14 protein-coding genes and 5 pseudogenes are annotated in these 20,896 nt (G+C 59.8%); 6 read left to right on the forward strand and 13 right to left on the reverse strand.

Features of this window, described 5'->3' with window-relative positions; all coding sequences use genetic code 11:
• Window positions 1–271: 271 nt before the first annotated feature.
• Window positions 272–1,249, reverse strand: a complete 978-nt coding sequence (locus BLW71_RS12360; RefSeq protein ID WP_091796501.1) for an IS5 family transposase — start codon at window positions 1,247–1,249, stop codon at window positions 272–274.
• A gap of 77 nt (window positions 1,250–1,326) precedes the next feature.
• On the opposite strand from BLW71_RS12360, the gene BLW71_RS12365 reads away from it, so the two are divergent.
• From BLW71_RS12365 to BLW71_RS12375, 3 genes are all read left to right on the forward strand, one after another.
• On the forward strand, window positions 1,327–2,553 hold the full coding sequence (locus tag BLW71_RS12365) for a carboxylate--amine ligase (protein WP_091796565.1): 1,227 nt from the start codon (window positions 1,327–1,329) through the stop codon (window positions 2,551–2,553).
• Window positions 2,532–3,791, forward strand: coding sequence for a SidA/IucD/PvdA family monooxygenase (locus tag BLW71_RS12370; RefSeq protein ID WP_091796566.1), 1,260 nt, complete (start codon window positions 2,532–2,534; stop codon window positions 3,789–3,791). The genes BLW71_RS12365 and BLW71_RS12370 overlap by 22 nt, the downstream gene beginning before the upstream one ends.
• Before the next feature lie 207 nt (window positions 3,792–3,998).
• A complete protein-coding gene (locus BLW71_RS12375) occupies window positions 3,999–4,955 on the forward strand; it encodes a glycosyltransferase family 2 protein (RefSeq protein WP_177205018.1) in 957 nt (318 codons plus the stop codon).
• Between the two features lie 144 nt (window positions 4,956–5,099).
• Here BLW71_RS12375 and BLW71_RS12380 read toward each other — a convergent pair.
• The 8 genes and pseudogenes from BLW71_RS12380 to BLW71_RS12415 all read right to left on the reverse strand — a co-directional run.
• Window positions 5,100–5,348: pseudogene (locus BLW71_RS12380) on the reverse strand (transposase); the annotation flags it as partial.
• Between the two features lie 88 nt (window positions 5,349–5,436).
• Window positions 5,437–6,204 (reverse strand): IS21-like element helper ATPase IstB, encoded by a 768-nt coding sequence (istB, locus tag BLW71_RS12385; protein WP_091796568.1) that lies wholly within the window; start codon window positions 6,202–6,204, stop codon window positions 5,437–5,439.
• Window positions 6,205–6,216: 12 nt separating this feature from the next.
• Window positions 6,217–6,477: pseudogene (locus tag BLW71_RS12390) on the reverse strand (IS21 family transposase); the annotation flags it as partial.
• Between the two features lie 18 nt (window positions 6,478–6,495).
• The gene (locus BLW71_RS12395) at window positions 6,496–8,037 is read right to left on the reverse strand and encodes an IS3 family transposase (protein WP_091796569.1); all 1,542 of its coding nucleotides are present in this window, start codon (window positions 8,035–8,037) and stop codon (window positions 6,496–6,498) included.
• A 42-nt stretch (window positions 8,038–8,079) separates the two neighbouring features.
• Window positions 8,080–8,514: pseudogene (locus BLW71_RS12400) on the reverse strand (IS21 family transposase); the annotation flags it as partial.
• Window positions 8,462–9,547, reverse strand: a pseudogene (locus BLW71_RS12405) (IS5 family transposase). The pseudogenes BLW71_RS12400 and BLW71_RS12405, both read right to left, overlap by 53 nt.
• A 331-nt stretch (window positions 9,548–9,878) precedes the next feature.
• Window positions 9,879–11,153, reverse strand: coding sequence for a lipopolysaccharide biosynthesis protein (locus BLW71_RS12410; protein ID WP_091796570.1), 1,275 nt, complete (start codon window positions 11,151–11,153; stop codon window positions 9,879–9,881).
• 212 nt (window positions 11,154–11,365) lie between these two features.
• Window positions 11,366–12,391 (reverse strand): ISAs1 family transposase, encoded by a 1,026-nt coding sequence (locus tag BLW71_RS12415; RefSeq protein ID WP_091796571.1) that lies wholly within the window; start codon window positions 12,389–12,391, stop codon window positions 11,366–11,368.
• Between the two features lie 597 nt (window positions 12,392–12,988).
• Here BLW71_RS12415 and BLW71_RS12425 point away from each other — a divergent pair.
• Both BLW71_RS12425 and BLW71_RS12430 read left to right on the forward strand, forming a co-directional pair.
• Window positions 12,989–14,425, forward strand: a pseudogene (locus BLW71_RS12425) (ISNCY family transposase).
• A gap of 404 nt (window positions 14,426–14,829) precedes the next feature.
• The gene (locus BLW71_RS12430) at window positions 14,830–15,690 is read left to right on the forward strand and encodes a hydroxymethylpyrimidine/phosphomethylpyrimidine kinase (protein ID WP_091796572.1); all 861 of its coding nucleotides are present in this window, start codon (window positions 14,830–14,832) and stop codon (window positions 15,688–15,690) included.
• A 173-nt stretch (window positions 15,691–15,863) separates the two neighbouring features.
• Here the strand turns inward: BLW71_RS12430 and groL are convergent, their stop codons facing one another.
• Together groL and groES are read right to left on the reverse strand one after the other, a co-directional pair.
• The gene (gene groL / locus BLW71_RS12435) at window positions 15,864–17,504 is read right to left on the reverse strand and encodes a chaperonin GroEL (RefSeq protein WP_091796573.1); all 1,641 of its coding nucleotides are present in this window, start codon (window positions 17,502–17,504) and stop codon (window positions 15,864–15,866) included.
• A 54-nt stretch (window positions 17,505–17,558) separates the two neighbouring features.
• Entirely contained in the window at window positions 17,559–17,849 is a 291-nt protein-coding gene (groES, locus tag BLW71_RS12440) for a co-chaperone GroES (RefSeq protein ID WP_007178996.1), read from the reverse strand.
• A gap of 438 nt (window positions 17,850–18,287) precedes the next feature.
• Between groES and BLW71_RS12445 the strand changes: the two genes are divergently transcribed.
• Complete coding sequence (locus tag BLW71_RS12445; protein WP_091796574.1) at window positions 18,288–18,596, forward strand: DUF4148 domain-containing protein; 309 nt, start codon at window positions 18,288–18,290, stop codon at window positions 18,594–18,596.
• 114 nt (window positions 18,597–18,710) lie between these two features.
• Here the strand turns inward: BLW71_RS12445 and BLW71_RS12450 are convergent, their stop codons facing one another.
• Both BLW71_RS12450 and BLW71_RS41615 read right to left on the reverse strand, forming a co-directional pair.
• Window positions 18,711–20,369, reverse strand: coding sequence for an NRAMP family divalent metal transporter (locus BLW71_RS12450; RefSeq protein WP_091796575.1), 1,659 nt, complete (start codon window positions 20,367–20,369; stop codon window positions 18,711–18,713).
• 117 nt (window positions 20,370–20,486) lie between these two features.
• Window positions 20,487–20,627, reverse strand: a complete 141-nt coding sequence (locus tag BLW71_RS41615) for a hypothetical protein (protein WP_177205019.1) — start codon at window positions 20,625–20,627, stop codon at window positions 20,487–20,489.
• Between the last annotated feature and the right edge of the window lie 269 nt (window positions 20,628–20,896).

The following is a 20,896-nucleotide window of genomic DNA, read 5'->3' on the forward strand; positions in this document are numbered from 1 at the left end:
CGAGTATGAGCGCCCGCCGCCGATTGTTGCATCGGGGCGAGGCGATGAACGTATAACAGTGAACCCACGGACGCCCGGGTAATTCGCAATGTGCGTTTGCGTACCGATGACGTTGTGAGCAGAGGATAGGCTTAGGGCTACGCTGAAGAAGCCACCGTTTTCGCCGACAGCTTGATGCTGAATTCCGGAATGTGAGATCAGCGATGCGACCGGTTCGATTTCCCGGCCCTGAAGGGCCTGGCAAGCGGGGCTCTCGACCCATTTCGGCTGCTTATGGACGCACCTGTGCCATCAGCCGCGCGCGGCTCATGTAGATGTTGGCCAGCGCGAGTGCAGTAAAGGCACGCGTGGCGTTCTTCGCGAGGCCGCGATAGCGCACCTTGCCGAAGCCCCACAGCCGCTTGACCACCGCAAAGACGTGTTCGACCCGGGCACGAATCTTCGACTTGTTGCGGTTTTTCGAGCGCCTGGTTTCATCGACTTCACCACTGCGATTGCGCACACGCTGGTTGGTGAAGTCCTTCGCTTTCGGCGCCTTGCTGGCGATGAGTTCCTTCTGGCTCGCATAGGCGCTGTCGCCGTACACACGCCGCTCGTCGCCGTGCAGTAGCGCCGGCAGCGGATGCTTGTCATGCACGTTTGCCGCCGTCACTACCGCGCTGTGTGCCAGTCCCGTCTGGCTATCCACACCGATGTGCAGCTTCATGCCGAAGTACCACTGCTGGCCCTTCCTCGTCTGATGCATTTCGGGGTCTCGTGCCTTGTCCGCATTCTTCGTGGAACTGGGCGCACCGATGATGGTGGCATCCACGATCGTGCCGGTGCCAACCTTCAGCCCATGCCCTTGCAGTACTTCGCCGACCTTGGAGAACAACTGCTCGCCGAGCTTGTTGCGCTCCAGCAGCCGGCGAAACTTCAACAGCGTCGTGCCATCGGGAACCCGCTCGCGCCCCAGGTCAATCCCGACGAATCGCCGCAATGCGGTGCTGTCCAGCAGCGCCTCCTCGCACGCCTCATCCGCCAGGTTGAACCAGTGCTGCACAAAGTGCATGCGCAGCATGCGCTCCAGACCCACTGGCGGGCGACCGCCTTGACCCTTCGGATAGTACGGCTCGACAACCTCGCACAATTGCGCCCACGGCACGATCTGCTCCATCGTCTCAAGGAACACATCGCGTTTGGTTGGCCGACGGTACTGTTCAAATCCGGCGCCTTGATCGGCCGCCATCGCAAGGGTCTGTTGTTTCATGCACATCTAACGATTGAACGCCCAATGCCGTTGACCTTTTTCAGCGTAGCCTTAGAACGAACAAAGGAACCAATCTCATGTCCAGCGCGTACGTTTCTGATAACAGGGTGGCCGCAGTCATTATCGGAGGCGAACTGAATGGGCTGGGAGTGGTGAGATCGATTGCCCGACAGCGGTTACCAATTGTCGCTGTAGATACCAATAGCAACCGGGCTGCCCTATGGTCGCGCTATGCCCGAAGCCGTGTCATCAGAAGCTTTACCGGGCCGGAGTTCGTCGAAGATATGATCGAGCTCGGCAAGCAGTTCGATCATCGTCCCGTGCTGATATTGACTGCCGAAGAAGCCGTTCACTCGGTTTCGGAAAATCGGCACGTACTCTCGAAGTGGTTTCGTTTCCGTATCCCAGTCGACGAAACCGTGAAGCGTTTGAGCAGCAAGGCGTCGTTTCACGCCTTTTCACTGCTGCATGGCTTTCCGGTTCCTCGTACCGCCATTCTCGAGAACCGATCCGATCTGGGCCTTCTGGGTCAACTGAGTTATCCGTGTGTGCTCAAACCAGACGATAAACGAAACGTGCTGAGCGGACACAAGGAGCGAGCGGTCCGGGTCGGTTCGCTGGACGACGCGCTGGACCGTGCGAGCACCATGCTGATCACGCCAGGCGGAATCGTCGCCCAGGAATGGATAGAAGGCCCGGAAAGCAGCATCTATTTCACGCTGTTCTATCGCGGTGCCGATGGCCACGTCGCCGGCATTTTTACCGGTCGCAAGCTCTCTTGCTATCCGCGCGATGTAGGCAGTACGGCAACGTGCGTTGCGGCGCCCGAAGCGCGCGACATTCTTGAACCCATGACATTGGCCTTTGCAGAACAGGCCGGCATGGATGGGATGGGCAGCATGGAGTACAAATGGGACGATCTGCACAAGAGGTTTGTCATGATCGAACCCACCGTGGGTAGAACCGATTGGCAGGGCGAAATTGCCACTCTATGCGGGGTCAATATTCCACTAGCCGCGTACCGCCACGAATTGGGACTTCCGCCCTTGTCCGAACCATTCAATCGCGCGCCCTTGGTGTGGCGAGCCACAATCGTCGACACGCCGCCACTTGACCTACTGACTCCTGGCGCAAAAACGTTGGATGGCTACTTTCGTTGGGGTGATCCTCTGCCTGCTCTGAAGTTTTACTGCCTTGACCACCCGCTGCAGCGGTTTTTGCGGCGGTGGAATAAACGAAACCAGACTATCGCCAGTCAGGACAGCCTCGAAGGGAGACATGAATGCCATCGACCGATACCGTAATCATTGGCGCGGGGCCGTATGGTTTATCCCTCGCGGCGTATCTGAGCGCGGCTGGCGTCCCTCATCATATCCTTGGACAGCCGATGCAAGCCTGGAAGGAGGTCATGCCGCCAGGCATGTTGATGCGCTCGGAGGCATTTGCTTCGAGTCTGAATGCACCCACACAGGCTTACACGGTGGCGGATTATTGCCGGCAGCATGGTCTTCCATATCAGCGGGTGGGCATGTACTTTCCACTGGAAACGTTTGTGGACTATGCGCTCTGGTTTCAAAAACATCTGGTTGGCCACGTCAGGCCGGTAGACGTGTGCAACATGCACCATGCTGAAGGATTGTTTCACCTAAGCCTGAGTGACGGCACCGCATTGACGGCACGCAGAGTCGCGATGGCTTTAGGTCTCAAGGGCTTCGAGCAAACTCCGGCGGTGCTCCAAGGGCTTCCCAAACAGTACCTGTCCCATTCGGGCATATACGGCAGCCTAAGCTGGGCCAAAGAAAAGGACATCGTGGTCGTTGGCGGCGGCCAGTCAGCACTGGGACTAGCGGCGCTTCTTCACGAGACTGGCGCCCGAACTCGCGTTCTTGTAAGGGATTCGTCTGTTACCTGGAACAGCAAGCCGAATCACACACGGGGAGTGATATCACGGCTACTTAGTCCCGACGGGGGGCTCGGCACCGGATGGCGTTCTCATATTATTTCTGAATATCCCTTTTTATTTCGCATGCTGGATCGTCAGCGGCGCAAGAGAATCGTGGAGACTTCCTGGGGTCCCTCGGGTGCGTGGTGGCTTCGTGACCGGGTGGTCGACAGAATCGAAGTGCTGCTCGGCAGCGAAGTGCGTCACGCCTGTGTTGACAACGATCGGGTGATTTTGCGTGTAAAGAGTGAAGACAAGGAGTCGACCCTTGCTGCGGATCATGTGATTGCCGCCACGGGATTCAAGACCGATATCAGACGGCACACCTTCCTTTCCAGGGAAATCATTGACTCAATTTCGGCGGCCGACGGGGTGCCGGACTTGACTCGCGATTTCGAATCCACCATGCGTGGACTCTATATCATTGGTCCGGCCTCTGCGTACAGCTTTGGTCCTGCCATGCGCTTCATTTATGGGTCTAAATACGCGGCGCCGCGAGTCACACGGCATATCACAAAAGCGTACAGAAAGGACGCGAGGAAGCGCTTGAATAGCAGTTCGGCCGCCGGTGACTCCGCCGTCAATCCCGTAGGGCAGTAAAATCAGACTCGAGGATTCAAGGCGAAAATTTCCAGCATGCGATGATGGGTACAATCCATGCCCATGACAGAGCAAGTGGCATTTCAACTGTCGAGAAACGTACGAGTGAATATCGACCTGTACGTGGCCCGGTCACTGGGTCTCCCCGCGCTGCAGCGGTTACCAGGCGCGAGTCTTCCGGACTCGCGAAAAAACACGGAGAAAGCGATGAAGCCGGCAATTGACGAACCGTCGCTGAAGCAACTGGAATCGCCAGCCGAGAAGAGGCCCTACATTTCTGTCGTCATGCCGGTATTCAACGGCGAGAAGTACATCGACGAGGCCATCAACTCGATCCTCGTACAGTCCATTTCCGACTTGGAATTACTGGTCATCAACGATGGCTCGAGTGACGGTACGCGAAAGATCGTGGACGCGCATGCTCAGCGCGATTCACGGATTATTCTTTACAACACGCCTAACCGCGGAATCGTCGCTGCGTTGAACTTTGGTCTGGAAAAGGCGCGAGGGGAGTTCATCGCCCGCATGGACGCGGACGACATCGCTGTGCCAGGCCGTTTCCAGATCCAGCTCGGCGAATTGACAGGTGACCCTACGCTCGTCGCCTGCGGCGGTGATTCGATCAAGTTTGGCGCGTACTCGGGCCGGGTACGTTTTCCTCGCAGCGATCTCATGTGTAAGGCGTACCTGCTGTTCGGTCCATGCTTCGGCCATCCCACGGTCATGATGCGCGGGCATGCGCTACGGCAGCTTGGACTATGGTACGAGTCGACCTACGAGTGCGCAGAGGACTATCGGCTATGGTCGCTGCTGGCGCGACATGGAAGGTTTTCAAACGTTGGCACGCCGCTGATCCGGCACCGTATGCATGCTTCGCAGATCAGCGAGGCCAGACGTGACGAACAGCGGCGCGCACACCTTTCCATCGCATTGCACAACTGGGCGGATGCCGGCGTGAAGATCGATCCGCAATTGCTACGCTTCTTCCTGTGGCCCCACCTCGACCGGCTCCCGGATCTATGGCGCTATACGCAGACTTTCTGCAAGATCGCTCTGTTGGCACTGGCACTGGGAAAGCACAGGCGGCGGGATTGCCTGTGGTTTGCCGCGCGCGCTTTCTTCAGGAACGTCGGCAAGCGTGTGTTGACAGGCGCTTCAGCCTAGCAGGCTGCGGAAATACCCGAAGCAATCACGAGCGGCTTTCCTCCCGAAGGGGAAGCTGTAGTCGTTTTTTTCACCATCCGGGAATTGATTACCCGATTCCCGTCTCTGGTGGTTGGTCGGTGCCGTTTTTAGCCCCGATTTAGCTTATTGCGCCTCATTCGCACGGATTTGTCCCAAGGTGCGCATACGAACCAGGTTGTACGCCGCCATCGTCAGCACAAATATCTGATCCACTTTCTTCAGGCCGCGCACCATTACCTGACGCATGCCCCCATGCGTCTTGGCCCAGCCGAATCCCTGCTCGATCAGCTTGCGCTTTTGCTGCGAGATGGCGTAGCCCGCGCTTTGGGCAATCGCATCCGGCTCCGCCGAATGGCGTCCCGACTTATTGCGTATTTCGGCGAACGTGACCGCCGATTTCGGGAACGTGACCGATTCGGCGGGGTTGGGCGTTGCGCGGTGTTGATTGTAGATTTTCTTGTTAGTTCTGGTCGAGTTCGGGCTCCAGGACGCTGGGTTTAGGGGATGACTTTCTGAGGGATTCACCGGTGAGCGTGATCCGGTGATGACGCTGCATGAGGCGGTCGAGCATTGCGTCGGCGATGGTCTCGTCGCCAATCCATCCATGCCAGTGCTCAATCGGTAACTGGCTGGTGATGATGGTCGCCTTTCCCGCCGAGCGGTCATCGATCATCTCGAGCAGATCGTTTCGGACCATCGCGTCGAGGGGAGCCATTCCCCAATCGTCCAGCAGGAGCACGTCAACGCGGGCGACCTGCAGCAGCCATTTTGTGAAGCCGCCATTGCCGTGCAGAACGCGAAGCTCCTCGCCAAGTCGCGGCACGCGTAGATACAACGCCGAATGCCCGCGCCGGTAAGCGTATTGGGCCAGGGCGCACGCAAGCCACGACTTCCCAGCGCCGGTTGGACCGCTGATGAGCAGGCTGTAGCCGGCTTCGACCCAGTCACCGAGCGCGAGACTCGTGAGTGAGCGCGGATCGACGCCACGGCCAGCACGCGTGTCGAGATCTTCAATGGCGGCTTGCGGATACTTGAGGCGCGCCTGCTTGAGCAGTCGGCTACGACGGCGATCATCGCGCCAGCTGGCTTCCCGGTCGACCAGCAGTGACAGGCGTTCCTCGAAGCTCAGGCTGGCCGCACCGGGCTGCGTCAGTTGTTCTTCCAGGCCGTCAGCGAAGCGGTCCAGCTTCAGGGTGCGCAGTTGCGTCAGTGTCTGTTGCATCATCATGGTGGGTTTTCTTTATTGGTAGTAGCCGGGGCCGCGTAGATGCGCGTGGCTCGGGCTGATCCAGTCGGCAGGCGTTGCCACTGCAGCGCGGTCGCGGTTGTTGATCAGGATGTCGCGCACGTGGCGGTAACGGTGCACACCCAGCTCCAGTGCTAGCGCACAGGCGGCTTCGAGACGTTCTCGGCCATAGCGACGTGAGAGCGAGAGCAATCCGAGGCACGCCCGATAGCCGTGTGTCAGCGTCGGATGGATACTCCCCATTTGGGGGTGCGGCTATTTTCTTGGACTGAGTTATGCCACGATTCCAAGACTTTGCCGGTATTCGACGGGGCTGAGGAAGCCGAGCGAGAGCTTGATCCGTTTTGCGTTATACCAGCGGATGTACGAGTCAACGGTCTCGATGAATTGATCAATGGTCGTGGTTCGCCAGTCACGAGAATAGAACAATTCTGTCTTGAGGCGGCCGAAGAAACCTTCGCAGGCAGCATTGTCCGGCGAACATCCTTTGCGCGACATCGAGCGAGTCAGTCTGGCAGACTGCATACGCGAGAGCCATCCTGGCCAGCGATAGTGCGCACCACGATCCGAGTGAACTACGGGCCGCTCCTTGCAGCCAGCCACTGATTCGATTGCCGAATCCAGCATGGTGTTGACGAGTTCGGCGTCCGGGCGCGTACCGATTGACCAGCTCACAACGAGACCATCGAAGCAGTCGATAACCGGCGACAGATACACTTTGCCGGCCAGGATCTGGAATTCGGTAAGGTCCGTGAGCCATTTCTGGTTAGGAGCAGCGGCGTAGAAGTCACGATTGATGATGTTCTCCGGCGCGGGACTAATTTCTCCACGATAGGAGCCGTAGCGACATCGCCTGGTCGTGGCGGCGGCCAGACCTTCCTGTCGCATCAAACGACGCACTACCTTCTCCGAGATGAAGACCCGCTGCCTGATCAATGCCGCGCGAATCCGGCGATAACCGTAGCAACGGTGATTGAGTTCGAAGATGTCCGCGATGACGCGACGCGCGTCAGCATGCCTGTCAGCGACCAACAGCCGTGCACGGTGATAGAAGTAAGAGCTACGGGCAAGACCCAAAGCGGCTAGCAATTCTGGCAACGCATAGGTCTGCTTCAGGGCATCAACCAGCTTCGCCTTCTCCCGGTTGCTCAGGAGTTGCGGGTTGATGCCCATCCCTTTTTTTATCAGTTCGTTCGCCTTCTTCAGGATATCGTGCTCAAGCTGCAGCCGTCGGATGTCGCGTTGAAGCGATTCGACCTGTTGTTCCAGCTGCGCACGCTCATGGTCCGATGCTGGTTTCTTTTTGCGTTTCATAGATGCTGGAACCTCTGGACCGAGTAGCTGGTTCTTCCAGTTATACAGTGTTGGCCGACTCACACCGGCTTTCTCGGCAACCACGCGTAAGCTTTGCTCTCTGGTGCACAGCTCGATGACTGCGGCCTGCTTCACCTTTTGCGACTTTGGAACGCTACCAACGGCTCGGCCAACAATACGTTTTCTGATATCTGGACACAGTTCTTCGATCCAGGCTGCAAGCGTCTCGCGACTCGGATAACCCAACGCCCTCAAAGTTGCGGCAGCACAGCGGCCATGGCTCAGATAATGATCGACGGCCACCTTCTTCTGCTCATCCGAATACCTCGGCCTCGAACGGACATAGCCCGCCCGTAGATCATGGCACTGCTCATATTCGCGATGCCAGGCCTTGAGAGAGTTCTTGGTCGGATAGCCCAGCTGCCGAATGGTGGCTCCGATGCGCTTGCCCAGCTTCAAGTAAAGTCGAACCGCTCGAATGCGAGCTTCGTATGAGAACATGAACTACCTCCAGGTAGTCCAAGAATTTGTCCGCCTCCCCCCAAACAGCTTCTCGCCGGCGCGGTGAATCTGACGCATCGAGCGCTTCAGGCGTTTCGTGAACGCCTTGTAGTGCTCGCAGAACTGCGTATAGCGGTAGGTCTGCCGGTCCGCGAACTCGGCCTGGTACTCCTCCCACAGCAACGTCAGCGTCATGCCCTTGCGACGCAGCTCCTGATGGAGGCGTCCGTAGTCGGGCTGGGCGTAGCCTGCTGGCCCCGTGGGCTTGCCGAGAAGCCGCCGCTCGAGGTCGCCTTCGTCTATATCGCAGACGCTTGCCCAGTCCAGCCCGGCGGCACCGGCCAGTCCTATGTACTTCGCGACCACACCCTTGGATATGCCCAGTGACGCGGCGATCCGATCGTGCGAGAAGCCGCCGTCAAATTTAAGTCGTAAAACGTCCTTGATCATGCGCATGTTCATCCGGTGCGCGGGCATGCTCTCTCCGGCAAAAGCCGGCGAGCATAGTCCACGTAGTTGATGTCATGCGCAACGCCAATCCTGCCTTCCGGTCCGCTCGGTCACGTTCCCGAAATGCCCGGTCACGTTGCCGAAATCGCCGGTCACCATCCCGAAACGGCCGGTCACGTTCGTCCGAAATACGCAACTTATTCTGCGCCACATGCGGCGTGACCTTCATGTCCACACAGGTCTCCACGAATTCCTGGGCGTCATAGCCCTTGTCAGCTCCGAGCGTGATCTCACAGGCCGGGGCATCGAGCGCCTGTCTGGCATCGTTAATCATGACCTTGGCGGCTTCGCGCTCAGCATAACCATCAGAGATCGTCACCACGGCATCGGCCACCAGACCGTGGCGGTTGTCGCTCAAGGTATGGCCCATGTAGCGCAATTCACTGGCTGCGCCGCCTTTACGATAGAGTCGTGCATCGGCATCGGTCTTCGACTCATGGGTGTCGTTGCTGCGCTTCTCGCCTTTGAAGTTGCCCACATCGCCGTTGGCCTGGTCGTCATCGTCACGGCGCACAAAGCTCTTATGGCCGGCCCAGGCCTGGATCAGCGTACCGTCGACGCTGAAGTGCTCGCCTAATAGCCACGCCCTCTGCTGTGCAATGGCCAGCACCTCATTGAAGAACTCGATGACCGCGTCATGTTTAATCAGCCGTTCCCGGTTCTTGGTGAACACGGTCGGCACTCACACGCTGTCGTCCATCGACAGCCCAATGAACCAGCGGAACAGCAGGTTATATTGGACCTGCTCCATCAACTGTCGTTCGGAGCGCACGCTGTAGAGCACTTGCAACAGCATCGCCCGCAGCAGTTTCTCCGGCGCAATGCTGGGCCGGCCGCCTTTGATGTCGGCCTCGTACATGCGGGCAAACAACGGCTCCATCTTCGCCAGCGCAGCATTGGCCATCTTGCGAATCGCGCGCAGCGGGTGACTCGCGGGAACAAAGTCTTCCAGCTTGCGCATCGTGAACAGGCTCTCGGTGAAGGTATCAGCGCCGCGCATCATCTCTCGGGGTTAGGGCTTCATCACAATAATGTTTCAGCCGTCTCATCCGCTGACTCATCAGCGTCGGTATTTCCGCAGCCTGCTAGTGCTCGACTGAGTCCCCAAGAGTATCCAATGGACGCGAGAATTGCACAGGTCGAGCACGCGCAGAGCCGTTTTTCCTACCGGTCTTTTCGACGTGGGACAACTAGCACACCAATACGGGCGTGGCGATGGGGCGCTTCGGATATATCAGCACCGAAATGCTTTACGATGACAACCGTCAGCAGCCGCGACGCGGCGGTTCTCATCATGCAAATCTCGTGTTGAGGCTGTCTCGCGACAGGCCTTAGCCACGGGTCCGCGGAAGCGAATCCACTGCGGCAGTGGAAAGCCGGCTTGCCCGATACGCGTTGCGCCCGTGCACCGCGCACCAAAAGATAGCCATCGCCAAGGCAGTCGCTGTAGCGGGCGCATACATGACCGCTGCGTGCGGCACCACGAAGGGCGAGGCGAGGATCGCCCCTAGCGTCAGCCCCTGCTTCGCCAGAATCATCTGATAGCGGCGAGCGGCAATCAGCCATGTGGTGAGCCCGGCGTCGGCGAATACAACGATTGAACATCCCGTGGAGAAAATCATCACGGGCGCCCCGGCTTTGAAGCTCTCGCCATAGATCATCAAGAAGGCGGCGTGACCGACAGCGAGGCTGCAGATGAACGCGAAAACAGCCAGCAAGACCAGATAGAGAGCCAGCCTCAGTGCCTTTGCACGCAACTGCGCCTCGTTTCTGGCGATAAATACCATACTCGGGGCGAGTGCCAGAGCGAGGGCCGCGCCAACCGAATTCCATTGCTCTACCAGAGACGCAGCAGCGGAATAGATTCCCAGATCGGCCTTCGACATCAACACGGAGAGCAGAATGCGATCCAGTCGGAGAATCAGCACACCTACCGCGATCGCCGGCCAGAACTTGACGCCGCGCACGAGCAGCTCCTGCTTTACCGCGCTGTCGCCACGGAGCGACTTCGGCGCCCGGAAGGCAAGCTTGCGATAACGGTAGAATGGACCCAGCGTAGCAATACAAGCTTCGATCGGCCATGCCACCGATGCAACGACCGCTCCCGCCGAGACATGTGCGGCAGCGTAGAGCCAAAGCACCCTGACACCGCTCGCCAGCGTTCTGGCGCGAGTGGCGGTCCACGGCCGCCGTTCCGCGTAGGCCATCAGGGTACCGACAGCAAAGGGTTCGACGATGAGCAGCATGGCGGCGACGACCGCGAACTCTGCACTCGTGCGGTTCATGATGAGGCAGGCTCCCACGGCGAACAGGAGCATCACGCTGAGCGTCGAACTGAGACGCAGCCGGAAGGTTCGATAGAAAACAAGATGACGGAGACGCAAACTTTTGCCGAGCATGGGCGCCACCGCCTGCGCGCTAAACACTAGCGCTATGCTTCCAACGACAGAGGAGAGGGAAAGCGCGAACTGCAGCTCCCCAAATAGGCGTGGTCCGTAGAAGTTGGCGAAAAGATGATTGCCGGCAATGGCCGCCGCCGCACCCACGAGTTTTTCGCATGCAACACCGGTAATCGAGGAAAGCAGGAGTCGCCAGATCGATTTCAAAATCACCTCTCCAGCGTTCACCTGAGTCGATGCGTCTGCTCACGGTTTGAGTCTCGGATATCTCGAAAGGAAGGGAACGCTCGGCAGTAGTTTACGTCCGGGCCAACCCCGGCCCAGTTCGGAACCGAACGCATGACGGGAATAAGCTCGCCGGCTGAAGCTTATCCTGGTTACTTTGTCACGATGGCCGCTGTCAGGCCAGGGCCGGAGCATCAAATCGGCTGTAATTTCAAGACCTGTGCGAGGTAGTCGGGATTCCAGGCAGCGGCTTTACGCTTTCGGGGCAGGCTGAGCGCGCGCGATGAATCGGCACGGAACAGGTTGATGGCAAGCCTGCGCAGGAAGGAGAAATTCAGAGCGGCATTGCGTAACCTGATCTGTCTGGCGTCTTCGCCAAAGGTGACATCCAGGCACCAATGCAGGCCATTCTCGATAGCCCAGTAGGTACGTGCGACGTACATGATGCGCGGGGCGTCGGCCGGCAGCGAACTGATCACGTAGCGCGTTTCGGTCTGGACTTGGCCGTGCGTCTCGCGCTGGGACTCAATACGTGCCACCGAGCGCAGATTCGGCCAGCGTGCGCGTAATTCGATGGCGTCGAGCCACGCGAGCTCGCCCACCACCACGCAGCGGCGCGTCTCGAACCGGCCATGGCCTTTGTCGACGGTTTCGTGGGTATCGCATGGCCGTGACGGATAGCCGGGTTGATTCAGGCAGGCGAAGAACTCGCGCAGCGCGGTGGCCAGCGTCGGCTGATTGTCTTTGACGGCGAGCACATAATCGCCGCCGCCGTCGACGATCCGCCTGGCGATTTCGGTCTGACAGCCGATCGCATCGATCGTCACCACTGCACCTTCGAGCGCCAGTGCCGGCAGCAATTCCTTGATCGCCTCAATCTCGTTGGATTTGGCCTGACACGGCTGCTGTCCCAGCGTCAGCCCCATCTCGGCCGCATACGCCGACACCAGGTGCAGCGCACGGGTGTCGCGCGCCACCGAACGCGAGCCGCGCAACGCCTTGCCATCAATTGCAATCACCCGTCCGTCGACAGCACCACATACGCCCTGGACCCATTCGACAAACCGGCTTTCGAGCGCCGCAGGCGACAGCGCCTCAAACACTCGCCGGATTGTGTCGTGACCTGGAATACCGTTACGCAGCTTTAGATACTGGCGCAGCCATGCCAGGCGCTCCACACCCCAGTCTTCGATGTCGTCCCAGCCTTCGGCGCCTGACATCACCGACACAGTGCCAGCACCACGATATCCAGCAAATCGTGATCGCAGCGTCCAATCACCAGCGGGTCCGGCAAGTCTGCAAACGTCGCCACCAGCGCAGCCACTTCCTTGCGCATCTGTCGTCCCCGAAAAATCGACAGTAAACGCCGGTTACTCGCGGTTTACAACCCCCTCACGTTGTTCGTTGAAAGTAATTGACTTTTGATGCTCCGGCCCTGCACTATGTCCTCACCGTTGAAGATCAACTCATTCGTGTCATCTAGGCACAGCACTACGTCGCATGCCCGCATCCGCTCGGCAGAGGACTGCCAGTGCAGCTCCACGATGTCGGTCCATTCCAGCTTGTCTTGCGCGAAAGACCGATAAGCTGCTGCCGTCGCGGCCCAGCCACCGCACGCGCGCGCACTGCTGGCAGCAGGATTCCCCCGGCGGTGGTTCGGCCAGCAGGATTGCCCGCTGGTTCAAGCGCTTGTCGCCCAGATCGATACCCCCTGTTAGCCCCAAGTAGTAATGTCGCATCTGAGCTAAATAGAGATGTCGCAGTCGGGCCTCTCCGGGCTCATGCTGAAGCTCCACTGGCGATGGCTGGAGCCGATCATGGACCGTACCGGGATGATCACCATGAGCATGCGCGAGGTAGACCGGTTAAGGGCGATCCAGTCGGTCGTCGACGGACGGCTGATGCCCTGGCGTGAGGCTGAACGTCTGGGGCTCAGCCGGCGGCAGATTGAGCGTCTGGCTAACCGGTATCGGGCCGAAGGTGCACGCGGGCTGGTTTCCCGCCGACGTGAGCGCACCAGCAATCATCAGTTGCCGGCCGGTGTGGCGGATCGTGCGTTGACCCTCATCCGTGAATTCTATGCCGATTTTGGTCCGACGCTGGCCTGCGAGAAACTCGCCGAATGCCACGGATTGCGGCTGGCGACTGAAACCGTGCGGCACCTCATGACCGATGCCGGGCTGTGGATCCCGCGCCGGCAGCGCCCGCCGAAGATCTATTAGCCTCGCGCACGGCGGGCGGGTGTCGGCGAGCTGGTGCAGATCGACGGCAGTGAGCATCCGTGGTTCGAGGCGCGGGCCCCGCAGTGCACGCTGCTGGTGTACGTCGACGATGCGACCGGCCGGCTGATGGCGCTGCACTTCATGGCCACCGAATCGACGTTCAGCTACTTCGAGGCGACGCGCGGCTACCTGGAGCGTTACGGCAAACCGGTGGCATTCTATAGCGACCGTGCGAGCGTCTTCCGGCCGACGCATACGCAGAACGGTGAGCGCGGTGGCACGCATTTTGGCCGGGCGATGTACGAGCTGAACATCGATACGTTCTGCGCGAACAGCAGTCCGGCCAAGGGCCGCGTCGAGCGCGCCCACCTGACGCTGCAGGACCGGCTGGTGAAGGAAATGCGGCTGCACGGGATCAGCACGGTTGAGGCGGCCAACGCGTATGCGCCCGCCTTCATCGCGGCCTATAACGCCCACTTTGCCAGGCCGCCGAAGAGCACGTTCGATGCGCACAGGCCGCTGCGTGACGACGAGAATCTGGACACGCTGCTGACGTGGCGCGAACTGCGGCGCGTGACGAAGTCACTGACCGTACGGTACGACCGCGTGATGTATCTGCTCGAAGACACGGTCGCCAACCGCAAACTCATTCACCGGTATATCGAGGTGTGGGAGTATCCGGACGGGCGGATCGAGGCCAGGGCGAACGACACGGCCCTTCCCTGCATGCCCTATGACAGGCTGTCGGAGATCGACCAGGGCGCGGTGATCGAGCACAAACGGCTGGGGCACGCGCTGCAGGTCTCCTAGGCGCTGCAGACGCAGCGCGATGATCGGCGCGCGTCGGGTTCACCGTCGCGCACGAACCGCGGGCTGCCGGCCGAACTCAACCAGCGCGAGCCCGGCACGAAGAAGCAGCGCGAGTTCACGCGTGCCGACATCAGTGCCGCACTCAAGCAGGTGGCGGCAGAGCCGGTCACGATCGCAGTCAAGGTTCACAAACCGAAGCCGCGGTCTGCAAGCACCCACTGAATGGACTGACGCGCCCTGCCTGTTCAGTCAATTCCTTCAACGCTGCATGGCACCTCAACCCGGTAATGACAAAAGCAGAAACCGGTGCCAGATACGACACTTCTACTTGGCTGCCGCTACGACACTTCAGACTGGCCTCGACACGCCCGAATTCCATTGCCGCCTGACTCTCCGTTGCTTGTGCCATTCGCGCGTCGTGCAAAAATCAAGAGTAAACGGCAAGCCGCGATAGTTTACAAGCTGCTCACGCCGACTTGTATGTGATGGAATGCCTCTAGCCTGCGCCTCCGGCGCTTTCGCCCCCCGAAGAACGCAAAAAAACGCCCCAGCGGCGGTTTAGGCCGCATAATTGAAGTGATTGCGCACCCTTTGCTCCCAGTTTCAGCTCTTTTTTATCAATCTTCATGCCCAGCGATACGCCTCCGATCGTCCTCACCTTCGGCCTTTCCGATCCCACCGGCGGCTCCGGCCTGCAAGCCGACCTGATGACCCTTGCCAGCATGGGCTGCCACGGCGTCTCCGTGCTGACGGGCTACACCGTGCGTGACTCGGCGAGCTGCGACGAAGTCACCGGGCTCGACCCCGAAGAGGTCGCGACCCAGGCCCGCATGCTGCTCGAAGACATGCCAATCGCCGCGTTCAAGGTGGGGGCCTGCACTCGCGCGGAAGTGGTGAGCGCGATTGCCGAAGTCGTCGCCGATTACGACGATATTCCGCTGATTCTCGCCCCCGACTTCACGCTCGACGACGAGCACGTCCTCTCCGCTGACGAACTGCGCGAAGCAATCGCCGATCTGCTGGCGCCGCAAACCACCTTGCTGGTCGCCGACGCGGCCACGCTGCTCGCGCTCGCCCAGCCGGACGGCGACGCGGAGGCGCCGAGCCTCGACGCCGCCATCTCGCATCTGCTGTCGCAAGGCTGCGAATATATTCTGTCGACGGAGACCGGCACGCACCGCCACGTCAACACGCTTTTCAGCGAAGACGGCCAGTTGCGTCAGGACATGTGGGACCGTGGCAGCCACCGGATCATGGGGCTGACGGATACGTTGGGCTCGGCGATTGCCGCGTTGCTGGCGAACGGCCAGGAGCCTGCTGAAGCCGTGCGCGAGGCGCAGGAGTATTTGTACCAGGCCGTGCGCAACGCGTTCCGGCCGGGCATGGGCGCGTATATGCCGGACCGTTTCTTTTGGGCGCGCAGCAGCGACGACGAAACGCCGCCCGCGGCGGGCAAGGACGCGGCGCCGGGCGAAGCGCGGCATTGAGCGCCAGCACGCGGCTCGCCGGCCGCGTTCAGTAATCCGGGCGCCTGAGTCTACGGCGAGCGCCCATAAAAAAACCCGCATTGTGTGCGGGTTTTTTCTTTTGGGAAGCACGCCTCGCGGCGCGCTTCCCCATGTGCTCCCAACCGGGCCCCGAAACGAGGCCCAATCCGGAATTACATGTCCATGCCCATGCCGCCCATGCCGCCGGGCATGCCGCCAGCCATCGGTGCATCTTCCTTCGGCAGTTCGCAAACAGCTGCGTCGGTCGTCAGCAGAAGACCTGCGACCGAAGCTGCGTTTTGCAGCGCCGTGCGCGTCACCTTCGTCGGGTCGACAACACCAGCGTCGACCAGGTCGACGTACTCGCCGGTTGCTGCGTTGTAGCCGTAGTTGCCTTGGCCAGCAGCAACTGCTGCCACCACGACGCTGGCTTCTTCGCCACCGTTCGTGACGATCTGACGCAGCGGCTCTTCCATCGCGCGCAGCACGATCTTGATACCTGCGTCCTGATCGGCGTTAGCGCCCTTCAGGCCAGCGATAGCCGTACGTGCGCGGATCAGCGCGACGCCGCCACCTGCCACGATGCCTTCTTCCACAGCTGCGCGCGTTGCGTGCAGTGCGTCTTCGACACGTGCCTTCTTTTCCTTCATTTCGACTTCGGTCGCAGCGCCGACCTTGATCACTGCAACACCGCCTGCCAGCTTGGCAACGCGCTCTTGCAGCTTTTCACGGTCGTAGTCCGACGTTGCTTCTTCGATTTGCGTGCGAACTTGCTTCACACGTGCTTCGATGTTCGCAGCTTCGCCAGCGCCGTCGATGATCGTGGTGTTTTCCTTGCCCACTTCGATACGCTTCGCCTGGCCCAGTTCAGCCAGCGTTGCCTTTTCGAGCGTCAGGCCGGTTTCTTCAGCGATGACTTGACCGCCGGTCAGGATCGCGATGTCTTCCAGCATGGCCTTACGACGATCGCCGAAGCCCGGAGCCTTGACAGCAACAGTCTTCAGGATGCCGCGGATGTTGTTCACAACCAGCGTTGCCAGTGCTTCGCCTTCGACGTCTTCTGCAATGATCAGCAGCGGACGGCCAGCCTTAGCGACTTGTTCCAGGACCGGCAGCAGATCACGGATGTTCGACACCTTCTTGTCGTGCAGCAGCACGAACGGGTTCTCCAACACGGCGACTTGCTTGTCCGGGTTGTTGATGAAGTACGGCGACAGGTAGCCGCGGTCGAATTGCATGCCTTCGACAACGTCCAGCTCGTCTTGCAGCGACTTGCCGTCTTCGACGGTGATCACGCCTTCCTTGCCGACCTTGTCCATCGCTTCAGCGATACGATCGCCGATCGACGAGTCGCTGTTTGCCGAAATCGCGCCAACTTGTGCGATTTCCTTGTTGGTCGTGCACGGCTTGCTGATCTTGCGCAGCTCTTCGATTGCGGCCGTCACAGCCTTGTCGATACCGCGCTTCAGGTCCATCGGGTTCATGCCCGATGCAACGTACTTCATGCCTTCGCGGACGATCGACTGAGCCAGGACCGTTGCGGTCGTGGTGCCGTCACCTGCGTTGTCGCTGGTCTTGGAAGCCACTTCCTTGACCATTTGCGCGCCCATGTTCTGGAGCTTGTCTTTCAGTTCGATCTCTTTCGCGACCGACACACCGTCCTTGGTGACCGTCGGGCCGCCGAAGCTGCGTTCCAGCACAACGTTGCGACCCTTCGGGCCCAGCGTGACCTTCACAGCGTTCGCGAGGATGTTCACGCCTTCAACCATCTTGGCACGGGCGGAATCACCGAATACGACGTCTTTAGCTGCCATCTTCTAACTCCTTGAATTCTTTGGGATATGACCGGGAAAAGTAGCGGCTTGCGCTTACTTCTGCACCACGGCCATGATGTCTTCTTCGCGCATCACGAGCAGTTCGTTGCCGTCGACCTTGACGGTCTGGCCTGCGTACTTGCCGAACAGAACGCGGTCACCAACCTTCACGTCGAGTGCGATCTGGGCACCCTTATCGTCACGCTTGCCCGGGCCGACTGCCAGGATTTCGCCTTGATCCGGCTTTTCCGCTGCGGCTTCGGGGATCACGATGCCCGACGCAGTCTTGGTTTCTTGATCCAGACGTTTGACGATCACGCGATCATGCAAAGGACGAAGGTTCATACATACTCCTCTCTTGATTGAGACTGAAGAACGCTGAGAAAACCCGGCTGGCTGAGCCAACCGGCGATGTTGTTAGCACTCTCGTGCAGCGAGTGCTAATTATATGGACGGGTGGTGACAAATTCAAGAAGGGAGGGTGCGGAGATTCAGTTAACTTTGAACGCTGTTCGCTGAGCGTGCATTCCCAATGCACATCCGGACCGCGCCTCGACCGGCGATTTTCCGCTAAAACAGAGACTTAGGAACGAATCGTTATCACCCGTATCGCGTGAGCAGTGCAACGCAATGCCCTGAATAACTGCATTCGACCGCGCGTTACGGCGGCTTCCCCAGGGAAAGCCCTAACCAGGTCGTACGCAAAGCTCCCCGCCGACACGGCAGTCGCTTCAGCCGTTCGACGCCGCAGCATTGTGACGATTGAATGGAAGGAGACGCAACATGGAAAACCTACCGGAAAAGTGGCTGACGTTTTCCGCGCTGGCTTTGTTGCTCGCTGGCTGCGCGGCGGGCAGCATCCCGCAAAGCGAAGCGCATCTGAGCACATCGCAGTGCCGTGACCTGGCCGCGCTCAAGAACAACGCCCCTCCGACCGCGGAGCGAAACCGCAGCGAACTGGCAGCTCTCAGGAAAGCGGGCTACGACCCGTCACCGTGGTTCGACCCGCACTACCCGGAGGATCTACAAGCGGCACAGCGCCAGGTCGACAGCTGGTTCCAGGCGGAATGCCAGCAGGCGCCGCCCGCCTGACGGCCAGTTCGTTTGAGCGTTAGTTCACCCGACGCGCTTTGGCCGACCTCGCGAAGCGAAAAAGTCTGCCGTTCACGACGCTTAACGGACGTTCGCCGACGCGAAGTGGTTCGCTCACCGCAGCAGGGTCATCTGCACGACTTTAGCGATGACGAGGCAGACAGCGACGATGAGATAGCCGCGCAGCACACTCATCCAGATGCGGCTGGACAACGTCAGCCGCGGCGCCGGCAACTCGTTCAACGGTGGCATGCGCCACGTGTCACGGGCCTCCTTCGGATCGCCCGACACGTCGCTGTGAGTTTCGCCATCCGCCGGCTCCTGGCGAAGCTTGCGAAACCCGGTCGTTGCGGCATAGCCCGCGATCGCAAGCAGCGTGCCCCCACCGAGCACCTCAAGGATGGTCTGGCCGGAGATATCTGGGTACATGACAGAAGCGGTGAGGATGATCGACAGCATCACCAGAACCCAGATGACGGCGCCCGTGAACAGGTTCAGCTTCCTCGAATTGACCCACGGACCCAGCACAGCCTTGTCGTTACACAGAAGCAGCAGGAACACCGTCGCACTGGGGAGCAACACGCCAGCAAGCGTTTGCACGGCTTCAGTCAGGAGTCCGAGTGGGCTTCCGGGAATCAGAACGAGCGCCGCAGCCAGCATGACAATGGCAAAGTACACCAGGTAGAAGCCCTTCGCGTCCGTCACGCCGCGGTGAAGCGAGTGGCGAATCTTGAACACGTCGCCGATGGCATATGCGGTCGAAAGCGATACCGCCGCCGCGCCGATGATGCAGGCATCGAGCAGCGCCACGGCGAAGATGACGGCCGCCGTGCGCCCCACGTATTTGTCCAGGCCGGCGATGACGCCACCCGCGTCCGTGAAATTGCCAAACTCGGGCTTCCCGGCAAACAGCGCGGCACAGAACGAAATCATCGCCACCGCACCGATCAGCACGAACACAATGCCAATCCACAGGTCTGCTTTTTCGTACTTCATGAAACGCGGCGTGATGCGTTTGTCGACTATGTAGCTTTGCTGGAAAAACAGCTGCCACGGCGCGACGGTAGTACCGACAATGCCGATGACGAGCAGCATCACGTCGCTCAGTTTCGAGTGGGCAGGCCAGTTGGGAATCAGGAAGTCTCGCGTCATCTGGGCAACCGGCGGGTGAACCGACACCAGCACGGGCACCAGCAAGAGACTCAGCAGGCACAGCACCAGGGCGAAGCGTTCGAAGCGCCTGAAATTGCCTGTGCTGACAGCAGCCATGGTCAGCGCCGCAGCAATGCAGACGCCCAGAACCTTGGAGACGCCGAAGAATTCGAGCACGAAGGTAATGCCGATGAACTCAGTCACGATAGTGAGCGCGTTCAGGATGAAGAGGTCGACAACGCTGAACGCGCCCCAGAATTTACCGAATCGTTCGAAGATGAGGCGCGCGTGGCCGACACCAGTGACGGCGCCGAGTCGCAGCACCATCTCCTGGTTGACGAAGAGGACTGGCACCAGTGGCAGCATGGTCCACAGCAAGGTGGTCCCATAGTTCTGTCCGGCCTGGGTGTACGTACCAAAGGCGCCGGCGTCGTTATCGCCGACCATCACGATAAGGCCGGGGCCGAGAATGGCAAGCAGCGTACGCAAGCGTGCCCACCAGTTGGTGCGCGGCGCAGTGTCGTGGTGGGCGATGGTGCCCAACGCACCCTTGATGTCGCCAATGTGCGCAGAGTCAAGCACGGCGCTGCGTGGCGGTGAAACGTTAGCTGGAGTGGCCATTTTGTTTTCTTTCCCCATTCTGATTATTAAAAGGAAATTGCGCGCCTCGGCCATACGTCTGGGCGTGCACCGTCGAACGACGGAGCCGCGTGGGTATGGCAGAAATAGCGCAGTGGCTTACGAAACGAGAGCTTTGAGGCGTTGCCAGAATGCAGCGAACCTGTGCGGTTCATTGGCATGCAGCGCCAGCATGGCGTCGTAGTGGACGCGCGACTCTTCAACGTGCGGCAGTTTCGACAGAAGGAGGCCGAAGTTCATGATATTTCTCCAGGCGTTGGCTCAACGCGGTTCTCGGAAAGCCAGCGGACATGGAGGTCGGGCGCACTATGCGCGCATCGACGAACGTCTACTCGCTTTCCTCAGGCAAAGGTAAAGGTGAGTGGCATAAGGGATAACTGTCACTGTCCGGCATGGCGGCTCCTTATCGGCGTTCTGGTACGCGTGCTTGCGACACGCGTGCTTATCCACGCGTTGGTTCTCGCCTGAATCGAACAGGCACGAACGAACGCTGCCACGAGCCAACGCTC

Source organism: Burkholderia sp. WP9 (assembly GCF_900104795.1).
GTDB lineage: Bacteria > Pseudomonadota > Gammaproteobacteria > Burkholderiales > Burkholderiaceae > Paraburkholderia.

Coding starts and splice junctions, on each gene's coding strand:
- BLW71_RS12360 (WP_091796501.1), bottom strand. CDS start 1,249: ATGAAACAACAGACCCTTGCGATGGCGGCCGATCAAGGCGCCGGATTT.
- BLW71_RS12365 (WP_091796565.1), top strand. CDS start 1,327: ATGTCCAGCGCGTACGTTTCTGATAACAGGGTGGCCGCAGTCATTATC.
- BLW71_RS12370 (WP_091796566.1), top strand. CDS start 2,532: ATGCCATCGACCGATACCGTAATCATTGGCGCGGGGCCGTATGGTTTA.
- BLW71_RS12375 (WP_177205018.1), top strand. CDS start 3,999: ATGAAGCCGGCAATTGACGAACCGTCGCTGAAGCAACTGGAATCGCCA.
- istB (WP_091796568.1), bottom strand. CDS start 6,204: ATGATGATGCAACAGACACTGACGCAACTGCGCACCCTGAAGCTGGAC.
- BLW71_RS12395 (WP_091796569.1), bottom strand. CDS start 8,037: ATGTTCTCATACGAAGCTCGCATTCGAGCGGTTCGACTTTACTTGAAG.
- BLW71_RS12415 (WP_091796571.1), bottom strand. CDS start 12,391: ATGTCAGGCGCCGAAGGCTGGGACGACATCGAAGACTGGGGTGTGGAG.
- BLW71_RS12430 (WP_091796572.1), top strand. CDS start 14,830: ATGCCCAGCGATACGCCTCCGATCGTCCTCACCTTCGGCCTTTCCGAT.
- groL (WP_091796573.1), bottom strand. CDS start 17,504: ATGGCAGCTAAAGACGTCGTATTCGGTGATTCCGCCCGTGCCAAGATG.
- groES (WP_007178996.1), bottom strand. CDS start 17,849: ATGAACCTTCGTCCTTTGCATGATCGCGTGATCGTCAAACGTCTGGAT.
- BLW71_RS12445 (WP_091796574.1), top strand. CDS start 18,288: ATGGAAAACCTACCGGAAAAGTGGCTGACGTTTTCCGCGCTGGCTTTG.
- BLW71_RS12450 (WP_091796575.1), bottom strand. CDS start 20,369: ATGGCCACTCCAGCTAACGTTTCACCGCCACGCAGCGCCGTGCTTGAC.
- BLW71_RS41615 (WP_177205019.1), bottom strand. CDS start 20,627: ATGAACTTCGGCCTCCTTCTGTCGAAACTGCCGCACGTTGAAGAGTCG.